Source organism: Rhizobium sp. BG4 (assembly GCF_016864575.1).
In the GTDB taxonomy this organism is placed as follows: domain Bacteria; phylum Pseudomonadota; class Alphaproteobacteria; order Rhizobiales; family Rhizobiaceae; genus Rhizobium.
Window position 1 is genome coordinate 1,101,805 of the sequence record NZ_CP044126.1, and the last position, 24,189, is coordinate 1,125,993.

Annotated in this window: 23 protein-coding genes and 2 pseudogenes; 10 read left to right on the forward strand and 15 right to left on the reverse strand. The window is 63.6% G+C overall.

Translation table 11 applies throughout. The features are described 5' to 3' along the window. Nucleotides 1-3 precede the first annotated feature (3 nt). Nucleotides 4-1,506, forward strand: a complete 1,503-nt coding sequence (locus F2982_RS25255) for a sugar ABC transporter ATP-binding protein (RefSeq protein ID WP_199625691.1) — start codon at nt 4-6, stop codon at nt 1,504-1,506. A 10-nt stretch (nt 1,507-1,516) separates the two neighbouring features. Then, nucleotides 1,517-2,479, forward strand: a complete 963-nt coding sequence (locus tag F2982_RS25260) for an ABC transporter permease (RefSeq protein ID WP_203430310.1) — start codon at nt 1,517-1,519, stop codon at nt 2,477-2,479. Between the two features lie 62 nt (nt 2,480-2,541). Here F2982_RS25260 and gloA read toward each other — a convergent pair whose 3' ends face one another. Continuing rightward, nucleotides 2,542-2,955, reverse strand: coding sequence for a lactoylglutathione lyase (gene gloA, locus F2982_RS25265; RefSeq protein WP_112714791.1), 414 nt, complete (start codon nt 2,953-2,955; stop codon nt 2,542-2,544). Nucleotides 2,956-3,116: 161 nt separating this feature from the next. On the opposite strand from gloA, the gene F2982_RS25270 reads away from it, so the two are divergent. The 4 genes and pseudogenes from F2982_RS25270 to F2982_RS25285 all read left to right on the forward strand — a co-directional run bounded on the left by F2982_RS25270 (nt 3,117) and on the right by F2982_RS25285 (nt 6,728). Continuing rightward, complete coding sequence (locus F2982_RS25270; RefSeq protein WP_203430311.1) at nt 3,117-4,562, forward strand: FAD-binding oxidoreductase; 1,446 nt, start codon at nt 3,117-3,119, stop codon at nt 4,560-4,562. A 3-nt stretch (nt 4,563-4,565) separates the two neighbouring features. Beyond that, nucleotides 4,566-5,285 (forward strand): FadR/GntR family transcriptional regulator, encoded by a 720-nt coding sequence (locus F2982_RS25275; protein WP_112714795.1) that lies wholly within the window; start codon nt 4,566-4,568, stop codon nt 5,283-5,285. A 17-nt stretch (nt 5,286-5,302) separates the two neighbouring features. Beyond that, a pseudogene (locus F2982_RS25280) lies at nt 5,303-5,855 on the forward strand (SDR family oxidoreductase). 27 nt (nt 5,856-5,882) lie between these two features. Continuing rightward, nucleotides 5,883-6,728 carry a fumarylacetoacetate hydrolase family protein gene (locus tag F2982_RS25285; protein WP_203430312.1) on the forward strand — a complete coding sequence of 282 codons (846 nt, stop codon included), beginning with the start codon at nt 5,883-5,885 and terminating at the stop codon, nt 6,726-6,728. Nucleotides 6,729-6,760: 32 nt separating this feature from the next. Here F2982_RS25285 and larB read toward each other — a convergent pair whose 3' ends face one another. From larB to F2982_RS25305, 4 genes and pseudogenes are all read right to left on the reverse strand, one after another. Beyond that, nucleotides 6,761-7,426: a nickel pincer cofactor biosynthesis protein LarB gene (gene larB, locus F2982_RS25290; RefSeq protein ID WP_203430313.1), complete on the reverse strand. Its 666-nt coding sequence runs from the start codon at nt 7,424-7,426 to the stop codon at nt 6,761-6,763. Further along, complete coding sequence (locus F2982_RS25295) at nt 7,423-8,205, reverse strand: adenine nucleotide alpha hydrolase (protein ID WP_203430314.1); 783 nt, start codon at nt 8,203-8,205, stop codon at nt 7,423-7,425. Before F2982_RS25295 ends, larB begins: the two co-directional genes overlap by 4 nt. Further along, nucleotides 8,202-9,497 (reverse strand): LarC family nickel insertion protein, encoded by a 1,296-nt coding sequence (locus F2982_RS25300; protein ID WP_203430315.1) that lies wholly within the window; start codon nt 9,495-9,497, stop codon nt 8,202-8,204. The genes F2982_RS25295 and F2982_RS25300 overlap by 4 nt, the downstream gene beginning before the upstream one ends. A gap of 10 nt (nt 9,498-9,507) precedes the next feature. Continuing rightward, nucleotides 9,508-10,431: pseudogene (locus tag F2982_RS25305) on the reverse strand (NAD(P)-dependent oxidoreductase); the annotation flags it as partial. Between the two features lie 108 nt (nt 10,432-10,539). Here F2982_RS25305 and F2982_RS25310 point away from each other — a divergent pair. After that, the gene (locus F2982_RS25310; protein ID WP_112714809.1) at nt 10,540-11,286 is read left to right on the forward strand and encodes a FadR/GntR family transcriptional regulator; all 747 of its coding nucleotides are present in this window, start codon (nt 10,540-10,542) and stop codon (nt 11,284-11,286) included. 4 nt (nt 11,287-11,290) lie between these two features. Here the strand turns inward: F2982_RS25310 and larA are convergent, their stop codons facing one another. The 7 genes from larA to F2982_RS32110 all read right to left on the reverse strand — a co-directional run bounded on the left by larA (nt 11,291) and on the right by F2982_RS32110 (nt 17,185). Then, nucleotides 11,291-12,577: a nickel-dependent lactate racemase gene (larA, locus tag F2982_RS25315; protein WP_203430317.1), complete on the reverse strand. Its 1,287-nt coding sequence runs from the start codon at nt 12,575-12,577 to the stop codon at nt 11,291-11,293. A gap of 1 nt (nt 12,578) precedes the next feature. Next, the gene (locus tag F2982_RS25320; protein WP_203430318.1) at nt 12,579-13,307 is read right to left on the reverse strand and encodes an ABC transporter ATP-binding protein; all 729 of its coding nucleotides are present in this window, start codon (nt 13,305-13,307) and stop codon (nt 12,579-12,581) included. Continuing rightward, on the reverse strand, nt 13,304-14,026 hold the full coding sequence (locus tag F2982_RS25325; RefSeq protein ID WP_203430319.1) for an ABC transporter ATP-binding protein: 723 nt from the start codon (nt 14,024-14,026) through the stop codon (nt 13,304-13,306). Before F2982_RS25325 ends, F2982_RS25320 begins: the two co-directional genes overlap by 4 nt. Continuing rightward, nucleotides 14,023-15,039 carry a branched-chain amino acid ABC transporter permease gene (locus F2982_RS25330; protein ID WP_203430320.1) on the reverse strand — a complete coding sequence of 339 codons (1,017 nt, stop codon included), beginning with the start codon at nt 15,037-15,039 and terminating at the stop codon, nt 14,023-14,025. Before F2982_RS25330 ends, F2982_RS25325 begins: the two co-directional genes overlap by 4 nt. A gap of 19 nt (nt 15,040-15,058) precedes the next feature. Then, nucleotides 15,059-15,928 (reverse strand): branched-chain amino acid ABC transporter permease, encoded by an 870-nt coding sequence (locus tag F2982_RS25335; RefSeq protein ID WP_203430321.1) that lies wholly within the window; start codon nt 15,926-15,928, stop codon nt 15,059-15,061. Nucleotides 15,929-16,028: 100 nt separating this feature from the next. Then, nucleotides 16,029-16,727, reverse strand: coding sequence for an ABC transporter substrate-binding protein (locus tag F2982_RS32105; RefSeq protein ID WP_348652529.1), 699 nt, complete (start codon nt 16,725-16,727; stop codon nt 16,029-16,031). Next, nucleotides 16,721-17,185 carry an ABC transporter substrate-binding protein gene (locus F2982_RS32110; RefSeq protein ID WP_281438216.1) on the reverse strand — a complete coding sequence of 155 codons (465 nt, stop codon included), beginning with the start codon at nt 17,183-17,185 and terminating at the stop codon, nt 16,721-16,723. The genes F2982_RS32105 and F2982_RS32110 overlap by 7 nt, the downstream gene beginning before the upstream one ends. A 200-nt stretch (nt 17,186-17,385) precedes the next feature. Between F2982_RS32110 and F2982_RS25345 the strand changes: the two genes are divergently transcribed. The 3 genes from F2982_RS25345 to F2982_RS25355 are packed head-to-tail and all read left to right on the forward strand — an operon-like array spanning nt 17,386 to nt 20,249. Then, nucleotides 17,386-18,372, forward strand: coding sequence for an aldo/keto reductase (locus tag F2982_RS25345; protein WP_203430322.1), 987 nt, complete (start codon nt 17,386-17,388; stop codon nt 18,370-18,372). Between the two features lie 12 nt (nt 18,373-18,384). Beyond that, the gene (locus tag F2982_RS25350; RefSeq protein WP_203430323.1) at nt 18,385-19,260 is read left to right on the forward strand and encodes an amidohydrolase family protein; all 876 of its coding nucleotides are present in this window, start codon (nt 18,385-18,387) and stop codon (nt 19,258-19,260) included. Continuing rightward, nucleotides 19,257-20,249 (forward strand): aldo/keto reductase, encoded by a 993-nt coding sequence (locus F2982_RS25355; RefSeq protein ID WP_203430324.1) that lies wholly within the window; start codon nt 19,257-19,259, stop codon nt 20,247-20,249. Before F2982_RS25350 ends, F2982_RS25355 begins: the two co-directional genes overlap by 4 nt. Nucleotides 20,250-20,285: 36 nt before the next feature. Here the strand turns inward: F2982_RS25355 and F2982_RS25360 are convergent, their stop codons facing one another. From F2982_RS25360 to F2982_RS25370, 3 genes are all read right to left on the reverse strand, one after another. Next, on the reverse strand, nt 20,286-21,947 hold the full coding sequence (locus F2982_RS25360; protein ID WP_203430325.1) for an iron ABC transporter permease: 1,662 nt from the start codon (nt 21,945-21,947) through the stop codon (nt 20,286-20,288). 52 nt (nt 21,948-21,999) lie between these two features. Then, nucleotides 22,000-23,004 carry an extracellular solute-binding protein gene (locus F2982_RS25365; protein ID WP_246777591.1) on the reverse strand — a complete coding sequence of 335 codons (1,005 nt, stop codon included), beginning with the start codon at nt 23,002-23,004 and terminating at the stop codon, nt 22,000-22,002. A gap of 116 nt (nt 23,005-23,120) precedes the next feature. Continuing rightward, nucleotides 23,121-24,170, reverse strand: a complete 1,050-nt coding sequence (locus tag F2982_RS25370) for an ABC transporter ATP-binding protein (RefSeq protein ID WP_203430326.1) — start codon at nt 24,168-24,170, stop codon at nt 23,121-23,123. Nucleotides 24,171-24,189 lie beyond the last annotated feature (19 nt).

Below are 24,189 nucleotides of genomic sequence, written 5' to 3' on the forward strand. Positions count from 1 at the left end.
GCCATGTTGTCAGCCAACGAAATCAGCAAATCCTTCGCAGGCGTTCACGCATTGAAGAACGTCTCGCTCGAAATCCGCCCGAACGAGGTCGTTGGCCTCATCGGCGAAAATGGTGCCGGCAAATCGACGCTGATGCGGATCCTCGCCGGAACGCACCAGCCCGATGGCGGCACGCTCATGCTCGACGGGCAGCCGTTGAAGCTGCGCAATGCGCGTGATGGCGCGGCCCACGGCATCGGCATGGTGTTTCAGGAACAATCCCTGCTCCTGAACCTCTCGGTCGCCGAAAACATCTATCTCGGCCAGGAAGACCAGTTCGTCCGCTTCGGCATCATGGACTGGAAGGCAATGCGCGCCGCCGCCCGCCGCCAGCTCGAAAAGATCGGCGTCGATATCGATGTCACGGCGCGGACCTCGGAACTGACCTTCGCGGCACGTCAGATGGTCGAGCTCGCCAAGGCGTTGACGCTGGAAGAGACTGTCTCGCGCCCGCTCGTCATCCTGCTCGATGAGCCGACCTCGGTCTTGAGCGGTAGCGATATCGACGTGCTCTTCAAGCGGGTGCGCTCGCTGAAGTCGCGGGCAAGCTTCGTCTTCGTGTCGCACCGGCTCGATGAAGTCCTGCGCATCTCGGACCGCGTCTACACGATGAAGGACGGCCAGGTGGTGGCCGAGCATCGGGCGGCCGATGTTACCGGTCCTGAACTCCACGAGATCATGGTCGGCCGCGGGCTGCAGGCAACCTATTACAAGGAAGACAAGCAGCTGCCGCCGAAAAGCGAGATCGTCGTCGATGCCAGCAGGCTGTCGATCGACGGCGCTTTCCACGATGTCGACCTGCAGATCCGCTCCGGCGAGATCGTCGGCATTGCCGGTGTCGTCGGCTCCGGCCGCGAAGAGGTGACGCGGGCGATTGGCGGCTTCCTGACGCATACGGCCGGTACGCTCAAGATCAATGGCGAGCCGGTGCATTTCCGTTCGCCCGAACAGGCGGTGCGCAAGAGCATCGGCTATATCCCCCGCGAACGGCGCGTCGAGGGGCTGGTGATGTTCCTGTCGATCGCCGAAAATATCAGCCTTGCCGATCTCTCCTCCGTCATGCGCGGCGGCGCAATCGATTACCGGCGTGAACGCAAGCTCGCCGCCGACTGGATCAAGCGCCTTCGTATCAAGGCGCCTGGGCCGGATATCGCCTGCCGTAAACTCTCGGGCGGTAACCAGCAGAAGGTAGTGCTGGCACGCTGGATGACGGCGGGCTCGCGGATCCTGATCCTCGATCATCCGACCCGCGGCCTCGATGTCGGTGCCAAGGAAGAGGTCTACGAGCTCGTCCGGCAGCTCTCCTCGGAAGGCGTCGCGATCCTTTTGATATCGGACACGCTGGAAGAAACGATCGGCCTGTCGCATCGCGTGCTGGTGATGCGCGATGGTGCGGTCACGGCCCATTTCGATGCGGCTCCGGGCGCCAAGCCGGATCAGGTCGATCTCGTTGCGGCAATGGTGTGAGGAGGCAATCATGTTCAAGGACATCAAATCCCTTCTCACTGCAGGCTGGATGCAGGGCGCCATTCCGCCGGCGTTGCTGGTCGTTCTGGTGCTGGTCATCGAGATCGCCGCACCCGGCTTCCTCACCGGCGACACGCTGATCCTGCTCCTGTCGAACACCGCGGTGCTCTTCATCCTTGCGGCCGGCGTCACCTTCGTCATCCTGATCGGCGGTATCGATCTGTCGATCCAGTCCGTGGCATCACTGTCGAGCGTCATCCTGGCTCAACTCTTGCCGCAGATCGGCATGCTGGCCTTTCCCGTCGCGATCTTCTCGGGCCTCATCTTCGGCGTGCTCAGCGGCTACGTCCATGTTCGGCTGAAGGTGCCATCCTTCGTTGCTACCTTGGCGACTGGTGGCGTCGTTGCCGGTATCGCGCTCTGGGCCGCGGCCGGACGGGCGATCACCATCGAAGAGGGTGGCCGTGAAAACACGGCCTGGATCAACGGCAATTTTGCCGGTCTTCCGACCGTCATCTGGATTGCCGCCGTCATTGGCATCCTGGCCTTTGTCGGCCTGCGCTACACCCGCTTCGGCCGCCACAGTCTGGCGATCGGTGCCGGTGAGCCTGCGGCGATTGCGGCGGGCATCAATGTCGAGCGCACCAAGATCGTCGCTTTTGCGATCTCGGGCATGCTGGCGGCGATTGCCGGCTGCATCCTTGCCGCCCGTCTTTCCAGCGGCTCGCCGAATTTGGCCAACCAGCTGCTCCTGCCCGCGATCGCCGCCGTCATCGTTGGCGGTACCGCCATCACCGGCGGTCTCGGCGGTGTGGCGCGAACGGCGGTCGGCGCGCTGATCATCTCGATCGTGCGCATCGGCATGACCTTCATCGGCATCAATATCTTTGCCGAGAACGTCGTCTTCGGTTCGGTGCTGATCCTCGCTGTCGCCATCACCATCGACCGCAGCAAGATTGCGATCATCAAATGAGGATGGCTCCCAACAAAAAAAGCCGCGCCCAGGGGCGCGGCTCTCCGAAAGCGGACCGATCGTTACATCGTGTCGAGGCCGATCAGCTCGATCTTGTAGCCATCCGGATCTTCGATGAAGGCGATATGGGTCGTGCCGTGCATCATCGGGCCCGGCGGGCGCGGGATCTTGGCGCCCTGCTTTTCGAGCGCGGCACAGACGGCGTAGATGTCGTTGACGCCGAGCGCCAGGTGGCCGAAGCCGGTGCCGAGTTCGTAGGGCTCTTCGCGGCCCCAGTTGTAGGTCAGTTCGATGACGGTGTCGGTCTCCTCCGGACCGTAGCCGACAAAGGCGTTGGTGAACTTTCCGCCCGGATAATCATCCTTGCGCAGAAGCGTCATCCCGAGCAGTTCCGTGTAGAACTTGATCGACCTGTCGAGGTCGAACACGCGGATCATGGTGTGCATATTTCGAAATTGGCCGGACGCTGCGGTCATAATACGGATCCTCCTGCAAGTTATCGATTTTACACTGGTTTTTAGCGAATGGCGAGCAGCGGAAAATAACCCTGCACTTGATGTTCGAAACCAGTGTTGTATGATAACCATGTAAGTGACCCAATTGTCCAGATGTTTTCCCGTTTCACCGGAGCAACCGCATGAATGCCTTCCAGCCCCTTCAGGAAAGAGCGCTCGCAGCCCTCTCCGCCGCGATGCCGGCGGACCAGCTCCTGACGGAAGGTGAGGCGCTCGAGCGTTACAGCCGTGACTGGTCCGGCGAGCACTACGGCCGCCCGCTGGCGGTCGCGCGGCCCCGCTCGGCCGAAGAGCTCAGCCAGCTGATGGCCTTCTGTCACCAAGAGAAAATCCACGTTGTTCCCCAAGGCGGATTGACCGGCCTCGTCGGCGCGGCGGTGGCGAGCTATCCGGGCGGTGAAGTGGTCGTCTCGCTGGAGCGGATGAACAAGGTGCGCTCCGTCAATCCGATCGATTATGCCATGGTCGTCGAAGCTGGCTGCATTCTCGAAGATGCCAAGCGCCATGCCGAGGCGAAGGACTGTATCCTGCCGATCACTTTTGGCGCACAGGGGACCTGCCGCATCGGCGGCAATGTCTCGACCAATGCCGGCGGCTTCAATGTGCTGCGTTACGGGATGACGCGCGATCTGGTTCTCGGCCTCGAGGTCGTGCTCGCCGACGGCCGCATCTGGAATGGTCTCAGGACGTTGCGCAAGGACAATCGCGGTTATGATCTGAAGCAGCTCTTCATCGGCAGCGAAGGCACGCTCGGCATTGTCACCGCGGTGGCGCTCAAGGTCTTCCCGAAGCCCGAACAGGTCGAGACCGCGCTGGTCGGCCTCTCCTCGGTCGATGACGCGATGCAGCTCTATGCCCGGGCGCGCCGCCAGTGCAGCGATCTCCTGACGGCGTTCGAACTGATCCTGCGCGGCGGCCTGGAGATCGCCATCAACTCCCGGGACGACCTGCCCGATCCGTTGAGCGAGCCCTATCCTGTCTATGTGCTGATCGAGGCGTCGGCCGCCGGCCGCGTCGATCTCCGGGCGCTGCTCGAAGGTTTCCTCGCCGATGCATCCGATCTCGTGCTCGACGGTGTCATCGCAAGCAGCAAGGCACAAGGCGACCGTCTCTGGCTGCTGCGCGAAATGATGGTGGAGGCGCAAGGGCGCGGCGGACGATATCTCAGGACGGATGTGTCCGTTTCCATTTCGAGCCTCGCGGCCTTCGTGACCGACACGCTGGAAGCGCTTTCTGACAAGTATCCGGAAGCGATCGCCGTGACCTATGGCCATGTCGGCGATGGCAATATTCATCTGAACATCGTGCCGCCCGTCGGCATGCCTGCCGATCAGTACGATGCTCTCTTTCATGCGACGGAAGAGGTGATCTTCGACGTGACGGACAAGCATGGCGGCTCGATCAGCGCCGAGCACGGCATCGGCCGCGTCAAGCAGAGCGCCTTCCTGAAACGCGCCGACCCCTTGACGCTTGAGCTTTCGCGCCGGATCAAGGATGCCTTCGACCCGAAGCATCTGTTGAGCGAGGGGCGTATATTGGCAAGTGCAGCAGGCAGTGCAGAGGGGTAGGGAATGACGTTGAAACTCGACAAGGTCAATCGGGGGCCGCATCTGTCGACTCTGGTCGCGAGTTCGATCTCGCGCGAGATCGCCCAGGGGCGTCTGCGGCCGGGCGATCAGCTTCCGACCGAACAGCAGCTTGCGCAGACATTCGGCGTCAGCCGCAACGTGGTGCGTGAGGCGATTGCGCGCTTGCGCTCCGAGGGGCGCATCTGGTCGCAGCAGGGCCGCGGCGCCTTCGTTGCCGATCAGCCGAACGCCACCGTGCTGACCATCGATTACGAGGCGCTGCAGCAGGCGAACGCCTTCCAGTCGCTCTTCGAGCTTCGCGGCATCCTCGAAGTCGAGGCCGCAGCCCTTGCCGCCAAGCGGCGGACCGCCGACGATCTCAGCGCCATGAAAGAGGCGCTGGTGACGATGCGCGATGCGCCTTATGGCAGCGTCATGTGGCTGAAGACCGATCTCGAATTCCACAAGACCGTCGCTGCGGCGACCGGCAATGTCTACATGGTGCAGTTCCTGATGTTCGTTTCCGAGCGGGTGCGCGAATCCATTCTCGCATCGGGCAACCAGCAGCGCTCGGAAGACCTTGCGGCCGTCACGCTCGGCGAACACCAGCGTATCCTCGATGCGATCGAGGCAGGCGATGGCGACGAAGCCCGCGATGCGATGCGCGACCATCTCCATGGCGCCGCAAGCCGCGTCGGTCTTGCCGGAGAACAATCCGAGTAATCTGTTGAGGATCAGACATGACTGGAAGACTTGAGGGAAAGACGGCCGTCGTCACGGCGGCCGGGCAGGGGATGGGGCGTGCCACGGTGCTGGCCTTCCTGCGGGAGGGCGCCCGCGTCTGGGCGACCGATATCGACGCTGCCAAGCTTGAAACACTGAACAAACATGCCGGCGTGACGACCCGCAAGCTCGATGTGCTGAACCCCGCGGAGATCACCGCCTTTGCCGGCGAGATCGGCGCCCCCGATATCCTCTTCAACTGCGCCGGCTTCGTCCATCACGGCTCGATCCTCGATTGCGACGAGGATGCCTTCGACTTTTCCGTCAATCTGAACCATCCGCGCCAACGCCATCTGCCCGGGCACGGTCGAAAGCCCGTCGCTGCAGGATCGTATGCGCGCGCTTGGCGACTACGATCAGGCGCGGGCTGGCTTCATCGCCCGCCAGCCGATGGGACGGCTTGGCACCGCGGAAGAAGTCGCCGATCTCGTCGTCTATCTCGCCAGCAATGAATCGGCCTTCATGACCGGCAATGCCCTCGTCATCGATGGCGGCTGGGCGAACGCCTGAAGACAAACCCTTGAACGGATAATCGATATGAAGCTTCTGAGATACGGCCAGCGCGGCGCCGAAAAGCCGGGCATTCTCGACAAGAACGGCAAGGTGAGGGACCTGAGCGGTCAGATCGATGACGTCGCCGGCGCCAATCTGACGGCTGCGGGCCTCGCCAAGATCGCCGCAATCGACGTCGAAAGCCTGCCTGTCGTCGCCGAGCCCGGCCGGCTTGGTCCCTGCGTTTCGCGCACCGGCAAATTCATCTGCGTGGGCCTGAACTATGCCGACCACGCTGCCGAAACGGGCGCTGCCATTCCCGCAGAGCCGATCCTGTTCATGAAGGCGACGAGCGCCATCACCGGCCCCAACGACAACGTCATCATTCCCCGCAAGTCGAAGAAGACCGATTGGGAAGTCGAGCTCGGCATCGTCATCGGTGATGAGGCACGCTACGTCTCGGAAGCCGATGCGATGAAGCATGTCGCCGGCTACTGCCTGATCAACGACGTCTCGGAGCGCGAGTTCCAGGCGGAGCGCGGTGGCCAGTGGACGAAGGGAAAGTCGGCCGACAGTTTCGGCCCGATCGGCCCCTGGATTGTGACGCGCGACGAAATCGCCGATCCGCAGGATCTCAAGATGTGGCTCTCCGTCGATGGCGTGATGCGCCAGAACGGCTCGACGAAGACGATGATCTTCGGCGTTTCCTTCCTCGTCCACTACATCTCGCAATTCATGAGCCTGCAGCCGGGCGACATCATCTCGACCGGCACACCCCCGGGCGTCGGCCTCGGCATGAAGCCGCCGGTCTTCCTGACGGCGGGCCAGACGATCAAGCTCGGCATCGAGGGTCTCGGCGAGCAGACGCAGCTGACTGTTGACGCTGCCTGACGATAACGGGGAGCCGCATTTACGGCTCCCCGTTACCGAAGCTGCATGGTGTTGAGCAGCCGAAGGGCGGCGCAGGCCGCGCCATAGCCATTGTCGATATTGGTGACGAGAAGGCCGGGCGCACAGCTGGCGAGCATCGCATTCAGCGCCGTACGGCCGTCTTCGGCGGCACCATAGCCGACAGAGGTCGGGACGCAGATGAGGGCGCCGCCATAGAGGCCGCCAAGGACGCTTGCGAGCGCCGCATCCATTCCAGCAACGGCGATGACGATTGGAAAGCGCCTGATGTCCTCGACCCTGTCCATCAGCCGCCAGAGACCGGCGACCCCGACATCGATGATGAAACTGCACTCGACGCCGGCATGGCGAAGGGTGCGTTCGGCCTCGCGCGCTGCCGGGGCATCCGACGTTCCGGCCGAAACAATTGCGACCTTTCCGGTGAGCGATAGCGGCGGCAACTGTCCGAAATAGGCGGTCTTCGAAATATCGCACCAGTCGGTCTGTGCCTTGAGATGCGCCGGTAGTGCATCGTATTTCGCCACATCGAGACGGGTCAGAAGCAGGCTCGCATCACGCTCCCTTGCGCTTTCGAGAATGCCGGCGATCTGTTGCGGCGATTTCCCGGCGCAGAAGACGGCTTCGCTGAGACCGATGCGCTCGGCCCGGGTGAAATCGAAGACGGTATCGGTGCTGCTCATGGCCGTGCACCGATGAAGGCGCTGCCGTTGCGGTAGGGCTCGAAGGTCAGAGGCTTGCCCTGGTAGGCTTCAGGCAGCATCTCCCTGAGAACGGCGCCCATGTCCCCTGTGCGCTGAAGGCTGCCGGGATCCAGTTCGACGACGACGCCGCTGCGGCGGATGCGGCAGCGGACGGTCTTCGGACTTATCGCTTCTGTGAGAAACGTCTCGATGCGATGCACCGCCGCCAGCGTTGCAGCGTCGATGGCGATCGATGTCTCGATCCGGCTGGAGAGGCAGGGCGAAGCGGGCAGTTCCGACAGGTCTCCGAGACCAGCATCGCGCGCCAGACGCCGCACGTCGGCCTTGCCGATTCCGGCCTCCACGAAGGGATGCCTGACGCCGAAATTGCGGGCCGCATCGAGGCCCGGCCGGTATTCGCCGAGATCGTCCAGATTGGTGCCTGACAGCACCTGCCGCGCGGTCCTGGCAGTGATGGCGCGGTAAAGATTGCCCTTGCAGAAGAAGCAGCGATTGAGGGGGTTGGCGATGTAATCGGGGTCGGAGAATTCGCCGGCATCGATCAGCTGCAGGTCCCAGCCTTCCCTATTCGCGAGCATCCGTACCCGCTCCGTCGCCTCCGGCGGCACGGCAGGCGAAACGGCGTGCATGATGCCGGCACGCCCGGCGCCCAGGCGCTGGACCGCGATCGTCGCCAGTGTCAGCGAGTCGATGCCGCCGCTGACGGCGATCGAGACGTCGCCCAGCGCGTCGAGTACCGTGTCGAGCGCGTCTCTCACAGCAGATCTCCTCTCTTCTGCTTCAGCAATCCTTCCAGCAATCGGCGCAACCCGTTGCGGGCGGCCGCACCCGAGGTCTCGGCCAGCGTATCGGCTTCGAGCTTGGCGCTTCGCCCGGATGGGCGTTCGACAACCTTGAAGGCATAGACCTGACCGCCGTGCTCGACGGTTTCTTTTTCGCGGCGCAGCGTCATACGCGCCGCCGTCGAGAGGCGCAGGCCGATCGTCGTCGTTTCGTCGAGGATGGCATTGGCGACCTCTTCCTTTGCGGCCGGGTCGGCAAGCACGCGCAGATGCGTCATCATCCGGCCCTTCTTGCCGAACACCGGCGCCTGGATGACATCGCGCACGCCGTCCTGGCTGCGCAACCTGTCGATCGCCTGGGCGATATCCTCGCCGGTCTGATCGTCGATCTCGCATTCGAGGACGGCGATTGTCTCCTCGATGATAGCTGCGCTTTCCCGCCGCTCGAAGGCGAGCAGCCGCAGGCAGTTGCTGACACCCGCCAGCCGCTTGCTGCCGAAGCCGTGGCTGGATGCCTTCAAGATCCTCCGCCCGGGAGCCGCCGGTCTCTCGCAGAGATAGGCGAGGATTGCCGCACCGGTCGGCGTCACGCGCTCGCCGGCGATGCCGTCGTCGATGAGATCGAAGCCCTGGAGCAGGTGAACGGTCGCCGGTGCCGGGACAGGGAGGAGCCCATGCGCAGTCCTCACCCGGCCGCTGCCGAGCGGAATGGGACCAACGGTCCAGCCGGTCGCGCCGATCCGGCCGATCAGCCATCCGGCCGCGACGATATCGGCGATCGAATCCCAGGCGCCGACTTCGTGGAACGTCACGTCGTCAGGTGCTTTCCCATGTACCCGCCCCTCGGCCTCGGCGAGCTTGCCGAAAATGCCGGTGGCATGACGGATAGTCTCGGCATCGAGGGACGACTGTGCCAGAGCATCGCGGATCGTCCGCCACGCCACGTGGCCGTGTGTGTGGTGATCCGTGCCGTGATCGTGGGCTTCATGTTCATGGTGATGATGGCCATGATGGTGGTGGTGATGATCCCCGTGGCCGTGATCATGCGCGTGGTCAGGCCCATGATCGCGATGGCGGACGGTGAAGCGGCTGCCGGTGAGGATGCCGTCATTATGGGCAACAAGCGCGCAGTCGACGCGCTCGATCAGCGGGCAAAGCTTTAGTGCCGCCTGCAGGCCTTCCTGCAGGTCTGGCCGGAAATCGAGCAGGGCGGCGACGAACATGTCGCCTGCAATGCCGCCCACTGGATCGAGATGAATTTCGAGCACGTTTCCGTCCCTATTTTCCGGTCCTGTGAGCGGTGAGCGACACGCCGTTGGCCGTCGCGATGACATCAGACAGCGCCGGTACGAAGGATTGGCCCTGGCCGGCGGCGACTGCAGTCGCAAAACTGTTGCGCACGGCCGCTCCGACCGGGTTGACCGCCTGCAGTGCCTGGGCGAGCGAGGCGAGGTAGGACATGTCCTTCAGCGCATTGGCCATTGCGAAACGCTGGGCGTTCTCGTTGCGGTTCAAAACGAATTCGAAGAAGGCCTGGTAGAAGCCGCAATCCATGCGGCTGCCGCGCAGCACGCTGTCGAAAACCTCTGGTGTCAGCCCCGCCTTGGCGGCGATCATCAGCGCTTCTGAATAAATCGCCGAATAGCCCATGGACACGAAGTTGTTCAGAAGCTTCATCGTATGCCCGGTCCCGGCAGGACCGGTCTCGATGATGCGGGCGGCGAAGGCTTCGAGGATCGGCCGGGCGCGGGCAATGCCATCGGCAGAGCCGCCCGCCATCACATCCAGCTTGCCTTCGGCCGCTTCCTTCGGCGTGCGGGCGAGCGGCGCATCGACGAGCGTAATGCCCTGCTCCGAAAGCTCGGCGGCAAGCTTGATCGTCACGGCGGGGTTGGATGTCGAGCAGTCGATCAACAGCATCCGCTTGCCGGAGGCAAGCAGGCCATCCGCACCCGACAGAAGTTGCTGGACCTCCTCCGACCCGGTGACGCAGAGGATCACGACGTCGGATGCCAGCGCCAATTCTTTCGGCGTTGCCGCTTCGCTGGCGCCCTGCGCCTTCAGCGCCTCCACAGCCTCGCGCCTGCGATGCGCCATCACGGTCAGCGGCCAGCCCTTGCTCAGAAGGTTAGCCGCCATGCCGGAGCCCATGGCGCCGAGACCGATGAACCCGATTTTCTCTTTCATGCTTTCCTCCCGGTTGGTTTCGGTATCCCGGTATGCGGGCTTTTGCTTTTTCTAGTGGTATGGTTTAGCAACGGCAGTATTGGCAGCCCGGCGCCGGACGGCGAGATTGGACTTCGGAACGGAATGAAGGACAGGGACAGCGCGGTTTTCAACACCATCCCGCAGACGCCCAATCTGCGCAGCGGACTGGCCGACAGTCTGATCGCGCAGATCGAATCCGGCGATCTGAAGCCCGGCCAGCGCCTGCCGACCGAGCAGGCGATCATGGAAGCCACAGGTGTGAGCCGTACCATCGTGCGCGAGGCGCTGGCGACGCTGAGGGCCAAGGGGCTGATCACCACGCGCCAGGGGCTCGGCGCCTTCGTTTCCAACGATCCGACGCCGCGCTCCTTCTCCATCATCCCGAACGACCTGGAATCGATCGACGAAGTGCTGCGCGTTCTCGAACTGCGCATCGGCATCGAATATGAGGCCGCCGGCCTTGCGGCCCTGCGGCGCACGCCGGAGGATATCGCCCGCATGCAGGCGCGGCTGGATGCGCTCGATCAGGCGATCGAACAGGGCGGCTACGGGGCCGAGGAGGACTTCGCCTTCCATCGCTCGATCCTGGTCGCGACGCAGAATTCCTATTACGGACGGCTGTTCGATACGTTCGGAACGGCCATGGTGCCGCGCCAGTGGGCGCGTCTCGACAACATGACGGCGCTCGAGCGCGAGGGCCATGCAGCCCGCATGCGCAAGGAACATCACGCGATCTTCCAGGCGATCCGCGACGGCAATGAAGCGGCGGCGCGCAAGGCGCTGCGCGCCCACCTGTCGAAGAGCACGGCGCGCTTCGAAGAGCTCCGCGACGCCCGCCTTCATCGATAGCCGGTCAACCCGCATAGCGAGGCACGACATAAGGCCCCTCCGGAATGATCGCGACATCGGGATCGCCGCTTCGTGAAATGCTGCGGGCGATCGCGGCCGTCAGGTCATCGATCACGCCGACGCCGGTCAGCGCACGGTCACTGCCGGAAAGTCCGGTCGTATAGAGTTCGACGCGCCCGAGCCGCATCGGCTTCAGCTGCATCTCCGCCTGCCATTCATCGATCTCGGCAAGGTTCTTGGCTGTCAGCGTCGCCAGGAACCGATCCGGGCCGAGCTCTACGAGGCGTGCCTGCGCCTCGCGGAATTCGGGCGAACCGAAGCCTTCGGAACATTCCGACGCGATGATCAGCGTGCCGCCGGGTTTCAGGATATCGAGCGGCGTCACCATGCCCTTGATCGTCTGGTAGTAGGTCTTGTCGAGCGGGTAGCCGGCCGAGGAGGTGACGACCGTCGAGAATTTCCTGTCCATCGGGATCTGCGTCGCGCCGCTGACGAAATCGACGGCGGCCTGATGGCTGGCGATGATCTCGCCGAAGGTGACGCAGACAAGGTCACGTTCCTCGTCGAGCACGGTGTTCAGCGCATAGACCTCGCCGAGCATGCGGACGATCTCCAGCTGCTCCTCGTGCAGGGGATTGCCGATCAGATTGCACTGGACCGCGAGCGGGTCTTCCATGAAGCGGGCCGAATGAAATGTTCGGATCGTCTCGTGATGCGCGACGCCCGGCGCAATGACCTTGCGACCGCCGGACCATCCGGCCATGAAATGCGGCTCGACAAGCCCGGTCGCGATCTTGAGATCGGCCTCGGCAAACAGCCGGTCGAGCTTGACCGGCGTGTTCCGTGTTTTCGTGAAGCCGAAATCGATATGGGCGTCTTCATCGCGGGCGTAGTGGTTCTCGACCCTGACATTCTCGAGAACCCAGGCATCGCCGACGAGTTCGGCCAGTTCATCTCCGAGATTGGGGCGGTGGAGCCCGGTCGCGATCAGCACCGAGATCTTTTCACGGGCAATGCCGGAGGCGATCATCGTCTCGATCATCGGCCGCAGGAACAGCCGGTTCGGCACCGGCCGGGTGATGTCGCAGATCAGGATGCAGGCGCTGCTGCGTCCCCTTGCGAGTTCGGCAAGCGGCGCCGATGCGATAGGATTGTCGAGAGCGCTACGAATGGCCGCGCTAGCGTCGGCGAGCTTCGGAAGTGCCTGCTTGCGGATCACCGCCGGGCGGGCGCCCGGTGGAAGAGTGATGTCGAGATGGCCGCGGCCATAGGAGAGGGCGATTTCGTTCATATCAGGCCTGCTCCGCCACGCCGCCGAGATAGAGCTCGCGCATCAGCGACATATCCTTGAGTTCGGCAATCGGCCCCGACGTGGCGATCCGGCCGTTCTGCATCAGGTAGCCGCGGCTGGCGACCGAGAGCGCCAGCCCGGCATTCTGCTCGACCAGCAGAACGGAGGCGCCGAAGGTCTTGCCGATATTCAGGATGATCTGCTGGATTTCTTTCACCAGCAGCGGCGAAAGACCGAGCGAGGGCTCGTCGAGCAGGAGCACACGCGGACGCGCCATCAGCCCGCGGGCAATTGCCAGCATCTGCTGCTGGCCGCCGCTCAGCGATCCGCCCTTCTGCTGGCGTTTGGTGGCGAGGATCGGGAAGAAGCGCTCCATCGTCTTGACGTCGGCTTCGACGGCGTCGGTATCGCGCCGCGCATAGGCGCCGAGACGCAGGTTTTCTTCGACGGTCATATCGCCGAAGATCCGCCGTCCCTCAGGCACCAGAACCACGCCGCGCTTGGCCATGATATCGGGTGTCTTGCCGGTCAGGTTCTCACCGGCGAAGGTGACGGTGCCGGCGCGTGGCTTGACCAGGCCGACGATGGTGCGCAGCAACGTCGATTTGCCGGCGCCGTTGGGGCCGAGAATGGTGATCACCTCGTTTTCGCCGAGCGTCACGGAGACATCGCGGTTGACGACCGTTGCGCCATACCCGGTCGTTACATTGGAGACTTCGAGCAGGTTCACAGCGCACCTCCGAGATAGACTTCGAGCACCTTCGGATTGGAAAGAACGTCCTGCGTCGGGCCATCGGCGATCTTCGATCCGAAATCGAGGACGACCAGCCGCTTGCAGAGCATCTGCATCAGCTTCATGTCGTGATCGATGACGCAGACGCTGATGCCGTGGGCCGGAAACTGCTTGACCAGCCCGACCAGCGTTGCCGTTTCCTTGTCGTTGAGACCGGCCGCCGGTTCGTCGAGCAGGATCAGCGAGGGACGGGTTGCGAGCGCCAGCGCGATGCCGAGCAGACGAAGATTGCCGAAGGGCAGGACCCCGGCGCGCTCATTGGCGAGTGCCGTCAGCCCGACGAAGTCGAGCAATGCCGCCGGCGTCGTCCAGGGATAGGGACGGCTGGTCTTGCGGGCGTGTTCGCAGGCGATCTGGACGTTTTCGAGTACGGACAGCCCGGGAAAGGCCATGGCCTGCTGGAACGTGTAGCCGATTCCCGCCCCTGATACCTCATGGGCGGCAAGGCTGGTGATATCGCGGCCGCGCCAGGTGACATGTCCCTCGGTCGGTTTGTAGACGCCGGTGATGACATTGAAGAGCGTCGTCTTGCCGGAGCCGTTCGGCCCGACAATGCCGAGGATTTCGCCCTCTTCGATCGAGAGATTGACGCCGGAGAGCGCCGTGACGCCACCGAACTGCTTCTTCAACCCTGAAATTTCAAGAATGGCGTTCATCGTCCGGCCTCCGAAGCATGTTTGCCTCCGGCGGCAGGCGACGGCGCCTGTTTGCGGCTGGCGCCGAACAGCCGCTGCCATCCATCGGCGAGGCCTGCAATCAGGCCGTTCGGCAGAAGCAGGATGACCGCGATCAGGCAGACGCCGTAGAGAATGCGTGACTGGACCGGGTCGAGGTTCAGAACCTCCGGCAGGAAGGACACGAGAATGCCGCCGGCAATCGGCCCGAGAAGCAACCGCGCGCCGCCGATCATCACCATGAGTGCCAGATAGATGCTCGGGAAGGAGGCGAACTGGCTTGGCGAGATGTGGCGCAGGAAATAGGCGAGCAGTACGCCGGAGACACCGGCAAAGACGCCGCTGACCACGAAGGCGCCGATCTTGTGGCGGCCGACATTGATGCCGAGCGAGGCCGCCAGCTTCTCGTTTTCGCGGATGGCGCGCAGCGTGCGGCCATAGGGCGAATTGATGATCGCCCAGCTGGCGATGGCGCTAAGCGTCACGAAAGCCAGGACGACGAAGTAGTAAGGCACGAGATCGTCGGCACGCATGCCGAAGAAGCCGACCGGCAGCTGCAGGTCGAGCCCTGTCGCCGCCCCGGTGAAGTCACCGCCATTGGTCAGCACGATGGTCAGCAGCTGGCCGAAGGCGAAGGTCATGATGACGAAGTGGTGGCCGCTGACGCGCAGCGACGGCACGCCGATCACCGCCGCAAAGGCCGCCGCCGCGATGCCGCCGATCGGCAGCGCCAGCCAGAAGCCGATGCCGGTATCGCGGGCAAGCAGCGCCGCCGCATAGGCGCCGACACCGACGAGTGCCGCATGTCCCATCGAGAGAATGCCGGTCTGACCGAAAAGTACCGAGAGACCGTAGAGGGCGACGATGTTGATGCCGGCCGAAATGGCGAGCGACAGCATGCGGTTGCTGGCGCCGATTGCCGGAACGAATGCGAGGATCGCCAGTACGACGAGAGCCGGGGCCAGCGAGCGGAGCGACGAAAGAGGGGTGTTCATAGCATGTGCCTTTCGTGCGTCACGCCATCTTCGGGCCGCTGGTGCCGCCGAACAGGCCGTTCGGGCGGAAGAGCAGCACGAGGATCATCAGGGCGAAGGAATAGGCGTCGGTCCAGGCGGAGAAGCCGTAACCGGCGCTGAAACCCTCGACGATGCCGAGGATCAGGCCGGCGACGACGGCGCCCGTCAGGTTTCCGAGGCCGCCGATCAGCGCGACGGCAAATCCCTTCATGACCATCGTGCCGCCGGTAAACGGCGTGATGGGGAAGAGGGCGATCAGCAGCGCGCCGCCGAGACCGGCAAGGGCGCTGCCGAGCACGAAGACGCCGGTGATATAGCGGCGCACCGGAATACCCATCAGGGCCGCGGTATCGCGATCGTCGACGGCGGCGCGGAGCGCGCGGCCATAGCGGCTGCGGGTGACCATGACGAAAGTGAGCGCCACGACGGCGATGGTGACGAGGATGACCATGACGCGAACCGAGGCGATGCGCACACCCGCGACATCCCAGATGCCGGTCAGCGGCCGCGGAATGCTCTTCTGGTTCGGGTCGTAGAAGAAGATGACGATGTGCTGCAGCACGACGATCAGGCCGAGCGAAACGATGAAGCCGTTGGTCGGGCGCGTGAGCGTGAAGCGGAAGAGCCCGCGCTCGAGAACGAACCCCATGACCCCGACGGCAAGAATGGCAAGCACGAGGGCCAGATAGAAGCTCAGGCCTGCCTGCACGGCAAGCCAGGTGACGATGCTGCCGACCATCAGGAACTCGCCATGGGCGAAATTGATGATGCCGGTCAGTCCGAAGATCAAGGTAACCCCGACGGCGATCAGCGTGATGACGCTTGCGATCGACAGACCGTTGAGGATTTGCTGAATGAGAATGTCCACAGCCCTGTTCCGCTGTTGCGCGGACCGCACGGGCGGCCCGTCGGTTTTCTGAATGAAAGTCCCGCCGGCGCAGGGGGCCGGCGGGAGGCGCATCGGCAGTTTATTCCGCGGGGGCTTCGGCGGGTGGCTGCTGCATCGCGCAGGAGATGTCGCCGCCCGGAGCTGCGGCGCAGACCTCGGTCGCGTGCGTCACCTGATGGCTCTTGTTGAAGGAGAGATCGTCGGAGACGACGCCCTTGTGATGGAGCGATTCAAGCGCTGCGACCGTCTTGTCCGGATCGAGCGAGCCGGCCTTGGTCCAGGCTTCAGCGAGCATGTGGACATAATCGTAGTAGAGCAGCGAGACCGAGGAGGTCACGCCCTTCGGGGCGCCGGCGGCGAAGTAGGCCTTGAAATAGGTCTTCGCGTTGGCGTTGGAGGATTCACCCCAGCAGATCGGCACGCAGCTCATGGCGACCGGAACGTCGGCGGAAAGACCGCGCTCCTTCCAGATGCCCGGATCGACGCCGAACAGGAAGTAGCTCGGTGCAACGCCGAGTTCGAGCGCCTGCGGCAGGGCCGTCAGCGTCGAGTCGCCATTGTACCAGAAGTGCACGACGTCAGGATTGAGGCTCTTGGCGCGCGTCAGGAACGGCGAGAAGTCGGTAGTGTCAGGCGGGTAGGAAATGACTTCAGGCACTTCCTGGCCCTCGGCCTTCAGCGCCTTGACGTAATAGGAGGTCAGGAACTGGCCGGTCGCGTCGTTGCCGACGATGACGACTGATTTCTTCAGCGGATGGCCGACCAGAGGCGTCAGCAGGCTGAGAACGCCGCGGGCGGTCGAGCCGGAGCGCTGGAATTCCTGCGGCTCGGACTGGAAGAGGTAGTGATCCTCAGCGCCGGGGCGACGGACTGCGGGTTCAGGATCTTGGCCAGCGTGCTGTTGCCGGCAAACTGGATGACCTTGGCGGGCTGGGTGATTTTGGTCATCGCCAGCGTGAAGTCGTGGGTTTCGGAACCGAAGATCGCCGAGACCTTCTCGTCGCGGACAAGCTCCTGCGTTGCCGCGATTGCGGTGGAGATATCTGTGCGGTCGTCGCGCTTCACCATCTCGACCTTGTAGGTCTTGTCACCAACCTTGACGCCTCCCGCGTCGTTGATTTCCTTGACCGCCAGGCCGACGCCTGCCGGCAGGGTATGGCCGGCCGAGACGAAGGCGCCCGATTCCGCCGCGACGACACCGATCTTGATCGTGTCTTCGGCGGCTGCCATTTGCATAGACGCGCCGAGGCCCAGCGCTAGAGAAATGCCTCCCAAAACAAGTGATCGCACGGTCTCATCCTCCCGATGCAGATTTTGCGTACTTACCGGGTTGTCGTACAACCCTGTTTTCTGATAATTGGGTTGACGGAGAATGTCAAGCAAGTCCAACCAAGCGGCGCCGGTGTGCCGGCCACCGCAAAACGAGGGAGTGAGTTATGCGAACCAAGGAATTCGGCCGCACCGGCCGGAAGGTCAGCGAGATCGGCTTTGGCGCCTGGGCGATCGGCGCAGCATGGGGGGAAGTGAATGACGAGGAGGCGCTTGCCGCCCTTCACGCCGCTCTCGATACCGGCGTCACCTTCATCGATACGGCCGATGTCTATGGCGACGGCCATTCGGAGCGGCTGATTGCCAAGGTGATGAAAGAGCGGGGCGGCGCGCGTCCGTTCATCGCCACCAAGGCCGGGCGTCGCCTGCCGCAACAATCGGTCGAGGGCTACAGCGCAGAAAACCTCGACGGCTGGATCGATCGCAGCCTGAAGAACCTTGAGACGGATTGCCTCGATCTCGTGCAGCTGCATTGCCCGCCGACGGATCTCTACTATCACCCGGAGGTCTTCGGCCGGCTCGACCGCCTTGTCGAACAGGGCAAGATCCGCAACTACGGCGTCAGCGTTGAGCGTGTCGAGGAAGCGCTGAAGGCGATCGAATATCCTGGCGTCGTCAGCGTCCAGATCATCTTCAATGCCTTCCGCCAGCGCCCGATCGAGCATTTCTTCAAGCAGGCTCTGGAAAAGAAGGTGGCGATCATTGCCCGCGTGCCGCTGGCAAGCGGCCTTCTATCCGGCAAGTTCAAGAAGGACACCAAGTTCGAAGCCAACGATCATCGCCTGTTCAACCGCAACGGCGAGGCCTTCGATGTCGGCGAGACTTTCTCCGGCGTGCCCTATGAGGTCGGTCTCGAAGCCGTCGAGAAGGTTCGTCCGCTGGTTTCTGGCGATACGACCATGGCGAAATTCGCGCTGCGCTGGATCCTGATGTTCGACGCCGTGACGGTGGCGATCCCGGGTGCGCGCAATCCGGCGCAGGCGAGTTCGAATGCCGAGGCCGCCGGTCTTCCGGCCATTTCCGACAGCGCGATGCAGCAGATCAAGTCGATCTACGACACCTACATCAAGCAGTATGTGCATCAGCGCTGGTAGGGGATTTCAGCCATGACGAGCCCTATCATCGATTCCCATCATCACTTCTGGGACCCCGCCAGCGGCGGCGACTATGGCTGGCTGAGCGGCCCGTTCGAGCCGATCAACCGCGTCTTCGAGCCTGATGATCTTCGCCCGGCGCTGCAGAAAAACGGCGTCTCCGGCACCGTCCTTGTCCAGACCTGGAACGATCTCGGCGAGACCTGGGATTTCATCCGCACGGCCGAAGCCACGGATTTCGTCGCCGGCGTCGTCGGTTGGGTGGACCTGACCGACCCGAAGCTCGGCCAGACGCTTGCCGAACTCAAGTCTTCGCCCGAAGGCAAATGGCTGGTCGGCGTGCGCCACCTGATCCAGACGGAGAGCGATCCGAACTGGCTGCTGCGCGCCGATGTGAAGGCCGGACTGCTGGCCGTCCAGGCTTCGGGTCTGGTCTACGATCTGGTGCCGAACCTGCCGCAGCTGCCCTCCTGCATCACGACGGCGCAGGCCTTCCCCGAGATGCGCTTCGTGCTCGACCACATTTCGAAGCCCGAAATCCGCAATCGCGGTTTTGACGAATGGGCGGTGCTGATCCGGCAGTTCAGGGGGCAACGCGATCACGTCTGGTGCAAGCTATCGGGCATGGTCACCGAAGCGAACTGGCAGAGCTGGACGCCTGAGGATCTCAAGCCCTATGTCCATGAGGTGCTCGATGTCTTCGGCACGGATCGCTGCATGTTCGGCACCGACTGGCCGGTCTGCCTCGTCGCGGCGAGCTACGACCGCGTTGTCGAGGCGCTGCAGGAATGCCTCAACGATCTTTCCAGCGCTGAGCGGGAGCGGATCTTCGGGCTGAACGCCATCGAGGCCTATCGTCTCCCCGGCTTTCAGGAGCGCAAGGCATGACTGACGCTAAGACCTCGAGCAAGATCGGCTTTGCCTCGCGCCTCGGCTTTGGCGCGAGTGGTATCGGGACGCTCTATCGCGACGTCACCGAGGCGCAGGCGGCCGAAGTGCTGGCTGCGGCCTATGGAGGCGGGATGCGCTATTTCGATACCGCGCCGCTCTATGGCCATGGGCTGAGCGAATTGCGTCTCGGCACCTTCCTGCGGACCATCGATCGCAAGACCGTCACCGTCTCGACCAAGGCCGGCCGCTATATGGCGCCGCCCTATGGCGAGGCGGTCGATTACGGTCTCTGGGCCTCGCCGCTGCGGCTCAAGCCGGTCTTCGACTACAGCTATGCCGGAACGATGCGCTCGCTGGAGCAGTCGGCGAGCCGGCTGGGTATTGCCGATTTCGATCTGGTCTATATCCATGATGTCGACCGCTTCACCCATGGCGATGCCTATGAGCGGCGCTTCAACGAGGCCGTCGAGGGCTGCTATCGGGCGCTCGCCGATCTCCGCAAGGCCGGTCACATCAAGGCGATCGGTGTCGGTGTCAACGAGAGCGACGTCGCGACGCGGTTCATCAAGGCCTGCGCGCTCGATGCGGTGATGATGGCCGGGCGCTACACCCTGCTCGACCGGGCCGCCGAGGCCGACCTTTTGCCGGAAGCACAGCGCCAGGGCGTCGAGATCGTCGTTGCCGGGGTGTTCAATTCGGGCATTCTCGCAACAGGCCCCGCAAGCTCGGGAACGACCTTCGATTATGGCGCGCCGCCCGAGCATGTGGTCGCAAGGGCAAAGCGGATCGAGGAGATCTGCACGCGTCACGGCGTTCCGCTGCAGGCGGCGGCGATCCAGTTCGCCTTCCGCAATCCGCAGGTCTCAGCGGCCGTTCTCGGCATGAGCCGGCCGGAACGGATCGCGCAGAATCTCGACTGGGCGAAACTGCCGATCCCCGAGGCTCTGTGGCAGGAAACCGACGCGCTCTTCGAGCGCGAAGGCTAAGATCAGGCGCCCGCGTGGAGAACGCGCGGGCGTCTTTCAGCGCCTGATACTGCCGACCCGCGAGAGCAGGATGACCGGCAGGAGGCTGACGAGCACGATCGCGAGCGCCGCGATCGAGGCCTCCTCATAGGTGCCTCGAGCCGCCTCGCCGTAGAGATGCGTGGCGAAGGTCTCGACATTCAGCGGGCGCAAAAGCAGCGTCGCTGGCAATTCCTTGACGCAATCGACGAAGACAAGAAGCGCGGCAGCGGCGATCGCCGTCTTCGACAGTGGCAGATGCACGAGGCGGAACGTGCCTGACGGCGTCTGTCCCAGCGTGCGCGATGCGTGGTCGAGCGAGACGGGAATGCGCGCCAATCCGGCGTCGATACCACCCGCCGAAATCGCCAGGAAGCGGACCGTCAGCGCATAGACGAGCGCCGCGCCGGACCCCATGAAGAACAGTCCAGTGGCGATGCCGAACCATTGCGCACCGGCATGAAAGATCAGCCGGTCGGCGCTGCCGAGAACGATCAGAACGCCGATCGCGACGACAGTGCCGGGCGCGGCATAGCCGGTTGCGGCAAGGCGCAGCAGTGACGACGAGCCGGTACCGGGCCGCAGACGGGCGGCATAGGCGAGCATCAGGCCGAGAAGGATGGCGGCGGCTGTGGCGATCGAGGCGAAGAGCACGGTGTTGACCGCTTCGCTGAGGAAATTGGCGGAAACGCCGGCGAAGCGGAAGCGCTTCCAGGCTTCGGAAGCCAGATAGATAGCCGGCGCGCCGAAGCCGAGGATAACCGGCAGGAAGCCGAGAGCCGAGAGCAGCATGCCCTTCGGCCGAGACACTTTTTGCGGCTGCAGGCCGCGGCTGCGGCGGCTGTCGGTGGCATAGCGCTGATTGCGCCTCGCCCAGCGCTCGATGGCGATCAGCGCCACGACGATGAAAAGCAACGCCAGCGCAATCTGAGAGGCGCCGGGCAGGTCGGTGCGGGTGATCCAGGTCGTATAGATCGAGACGGTCAGCGTTCGCACACCAAGGAATTCGGCGGCACCCACATCGTTCAGCGTCTCCATCAGCGCCAGGCTGACGCCGACGGCAACGGCCGGGCGGGCGAGCGGCAGAGCGATGTGCCAGAAGACGCCGCGCCTGGTTATGCCGAGCATCCGCCCGGCCTCGATGAGATTAGCCGACTGCGTCAGGAACATCGCCCTGACGGGGATGTAGACATAGGGATAGAGAACGATGCCGAGCAGCAGGATGCAGCCGGTCATCGAGCGGATATCCGGCAGGCGGAACTGCCGCGGGCTCTCGTAGCCGAGCATCCAGCGGATCGCGCCCTGCACGGCGCCGATCGGGTGCAGGATATCGAGATAGGCATAGGCGATGATGTAGGTCGGCACCGCGAGCGGCAGCAGCAGCGCCCATTCGAGAATGCGGCGGCCGGGAAAATCATAGGCCGTCACCAGCCAGGCCGTCAGCGTGCCGATTGCTGCCGTCATCAGCCCGACGCCGGCAAGCAGGATCACGGTATCGGCAAGCGCGACCGGCAGGATGGTGGAGAACAGATGGCTCCAGAGCGATGGCGAGCCCTTGAAGGCCTCGAAGGCAAGGCCGCCGAAGGGCAGAAGCACGAGAAATGCAACAAGCCCGGCTCCGGAAAGCCAGGCGCTGACGGGCCGCCTCGCCGGGCGGTTTGCCGCTGATATCAGGGACATGCGATCATCCGGGAAGGGAAGGGGCGCCACTTAAGCAGCGCCCCCGATCGCCTTAGTTGTCGAAACCGACCTTGTCGACGAGCGCGCTCGCCTCCTTGCGGTAGCCGACGATCTCGGCAAGCGGCTTGCTGTCGATCTTCAACTCGCCGAAGGAGGCGATGATCGGATCGACCGAGGCGCCAGCCTTGACCGGATATTCGTAGTTGGCTTCAGCATAGATCTTCTGCGCCTCGTCGGAGACGAGATATTCGAGAAGCTTCACGGCTTCGGCCTTGTTCGGCGCGTGCTTTGCAACAGCCGCACCGCTGATGTTGACCTGCGTGCCGCCGTTCTTGAAGGTCGGCAGGACAACCTTGATCGCCTCGCCCCACTTCACCTGATCCTCGCCGCCCTTACCGGAGCGCATGAGGCCGACATAGTAGGAGTTGGCGATTGCGATGTCGCAGACGCCGCCGAGGATGTCCTTCGCGCCGTCGCGGTCACCACCGGCCGCCTTGCGGGCGAGGTTGTCCTTGACGCCGGAAAGCCACTTCTCGGTTTCGGCTTCGCCGTAATGGGCGATGTAGTCGGCAAACAGCGCCGTGTTGTACGGATGCTGGCCGGACCGGATGCAGATCTTGCCCTTCCACTTGGGATCGGCGAGATCTTCATAGTTGAAGGCGGTCAGGTCGACATCCTTGGCCGCGTAGAGCACGCGGGCGCGCATCGACAGGCCGAACCAGTAGCCCTTCGCATCGCGAAGCTGTTCCGGAATGGCGGCGTTGAGCGTTGCGGATTCGATCGGCTGGGTGACGCCCTTTTCGGCGAGATCGACCAGATTGCCGGCGTCGACGGCCATCAGGATATCTGCCGGAGAGGCTTCGCCTTCGCTTGCCACGCGTTCGGCAAGACCATCCTTCAGGAACACGGTGTTGACCTTGGTGCCGGTCTTTGCCGTGTAGGCTTCCAGAAGCGGCGCGATCAGCGCCGGCTCTCTTGTCGTGTAGAGATTGAGCTCGGCGGCCGAAACAGTGACCGGAAGAGCGCATAGAGAAACAGCGGCGAATGCCGCAGACATTTTAACTTGCATCATATCTACCCCCGTAAATGAATGTGCCCCGTAGCTGCAGTTCTTGAGGATGATAGTCAAGTTTTAAGCCGAAGCATCACGAAGACGTGATGTGCGGATGGCTCTCAGATGGAAGCGAAGACGCGGGCGTTTTCGACCGAAATCGTCACCGCACGCGCTGTCTCCGGCAGGCGCCGCATGGTCCGCGCCTTCAGTGGTGCGGCAAGGCCATCGACCGCAAGCGTCAGTTCCTCGACCTCGCCGTGGAAGGCCCGTCCCTCGATCCTGGCGGCGATGGCGCCGTCGCCGAGCGAGACCGCGACGTCCTGAAGCCGGATAAAGACCATGGCCGCGTCCTGCTCTTTGAGATCGAGCTCGTGGGCAAAGCTGCCGATCGCCGTTTCCATCCGCCCGTTCCTGTTGACCCCGGGGATCTTGTTGGAGGGGGAGAAGAAATCGGCGGCATAGGCGCAGTTCGGCCGGTCGTGCAGGTCGTAGCCGGAGCCCTGCTGGACGATCTCACCGGCGCGCATCAGCACGACACGGTCACCGGCCGACAATGCTTCCTGCGGATCGTGGGTGACGATGATCGCGGTGGTGCCGAGCGAGCGGATCAGCGCGATCGTCTCGCCGCGCACCTGGTCGCGAAGACCCTGGTCGAGATTGGAGAAGGGCTCATCCATCAGAAGGATACGCGGCCGCGGGGCAAGCGCCCGGGCCAGCGCCACACGCTGCTGCTCGCCGCCCGAGAGCATATGCGGATAACGATCGGTCAGATGGGCGATCCCGGCAATGCGGACGACCTCGTCGGCCATCGCTGCTGCCTCGGCCTTTGGGCGCTTGCGCAGACCGAAGAGGATATTCTCCATCGCCGTCAGATGCGGAAAGAGCGCGTAGTCCTGAAACACGAAGCCGATATTGCGTGCCTCCGGCTCGACGAAACGCTGCGGCCCGGATACTTCCTCGCCGTCGAGCCGCACGGAGCCGGCATCCGGCCGTTCGATCCCGGCGATGACGCGCAGCAGGGTCGACTTGCCGCAGCCGGAATGGCCGACCAGCGTGACGATCTCCCCGCGATTGACAGTCAGCGACAGTCCGGAAAGGGCAGCTTGAGCGCCGAAGCTGCGGCTGATGGTGCTGACTTCGAGAGCGGGTGAAGACGTCGGTGCCTGCATGCGGTTCCCTGAATTTGCG

What these genes read in the sequence shown, in the direction of transcription:
- F2982_RS25255 (WP_199625691.1), top strand. Translation starts at nt 4, where the DNA reads ATGTTGTCAGCCAACGAAATCAGCAAATCCTTCGCAGGCGTTCACGCA.
- F2982_RS25260 (WP_203430310.1), top strand. Translation starts at nt 1,517, where the DNA reads ATGTTCAAGGACATCAAATCCCTTCTCACTGCAGGCTGGATGCAGGGC.
- gloA (WP_112714791.1), bottom strand. Translation starts at nt 2,955, where the DNA reads ATGACCGCAGCGTCCGGCCAATTTCGAAATATGCACACCATGATCCGC.
- F2982_RS25270 (WP_203430311.1), top strand. Translation starts at nt 3,117, where the DNA reads ATGAATGCCTTCCAGCCCCTTCAGGAAAGAGCGCTCGCAGCCCTCTCC.
- F2982_RS25275 (WP_112714795.1), top strand. Translation starts at nt 4,566, where the DNA reads ATGACGTTGAAACTCGACAAGGTCAATCGGGGGCCGCATCTGTCGACT.
- F2982_RS25285 (WP_203430312.1), top strand. Translation starts at nt 5,883, where the DNA reads ATGAAGCTTCTGAGATACGGCCAGCGCGGCGCCGAAAAGCCGGGCATT.
- larB (WP_203430313.1), bottom strand. Translation starts at nt 7,426, where the DNA reads ATGAGCAGCACCGATACCGTCTTCGATTTCACCCGGGCCGAGCGCATC.
- F2982_RS25310 (WP_112714809.1), top strand. Translation starts at nt 10,540, where the DNA reads ATGAAGGACAGGGACAGCGCGGTTTTCAACACCATCCCGCAGACGCCC.
- larA (WP_203430317.1), bottom strand. Translation starts at nt 12,577, where the DNA reads ATGAACGAAATCGCCCTCTCCTATGGCCGCGGCCATCTCGACATCACT.
- F2982_RS25325 (WP_203430319.1), bottom strand. Translation starts at nt 14,026, where the DNA reads ATGAACGCCATTCTTGAAATTTCAGGGTTGAAGAAGCAGTTCGGTGGC.
- F2982_RS25330 (WP_203430320.1), bottom strand. Translation starts at nt 15,039, where the DNA reads ATGAACACCCCTCTTTCGTCGCTCCGCTCGCTGGCCCCGGCTCTCGTC.
- F2982_RS32110 (WP_281438216.1), bottom strand. Translation starts at nt 17,185, where the DNA reads ATGCAAATGGCAGCCGCCGAAGACACGATCAAGATCGGTGTCGTCGCG.
- F2982_RS25345 (WP_203430322.1), top strand. Translation starts at nt 17,386, where the DNA reads ATGCGAACCAAGGAATTCGGCCGCACCGGCCGGAAGGTCAGCGAGATC.
- F2982_RS25350 (WP_203430323.1), top strand. Translation starts at nt 18,385, where the DNA reads ATGACGAGCCCTATCATCGATTCCCATCATCACTTCTGGGACCCCGCC.
- F2982_RS25355 (WP_203430324.1), top strand. Translation starts at nt 19,257, where the DNA reads ATGACTGACGCTAAGACCTCGAGCAAGATCGGCTTTGCCTCGCGCCTC.
- F2982_RS25360 (WP_203430325.1), bottom strand. Translation starts at nt 21,947, where the DNA reads ATGTCCCTGATATCAGCGGCAAACCGCCCGGCGAGGCGGCCCGTCAGC.
- F2982_RS25365 (WP_246777591.1), bottom strand. Translation starts at nt 23,004, where the DNA reads ATGTCTGCGGCATTCGCCGCTGTTTCTCTATGCGCTCTTCCGGTCACT.
- F2982_RS25370 (WP_203430326.1), bottom strand. Translation starts at nt 24,170, where the DNA reads ATGCAGGCACCGACGTCTTCACCCGCTCTCGAAGTCAGCACCATCAGC.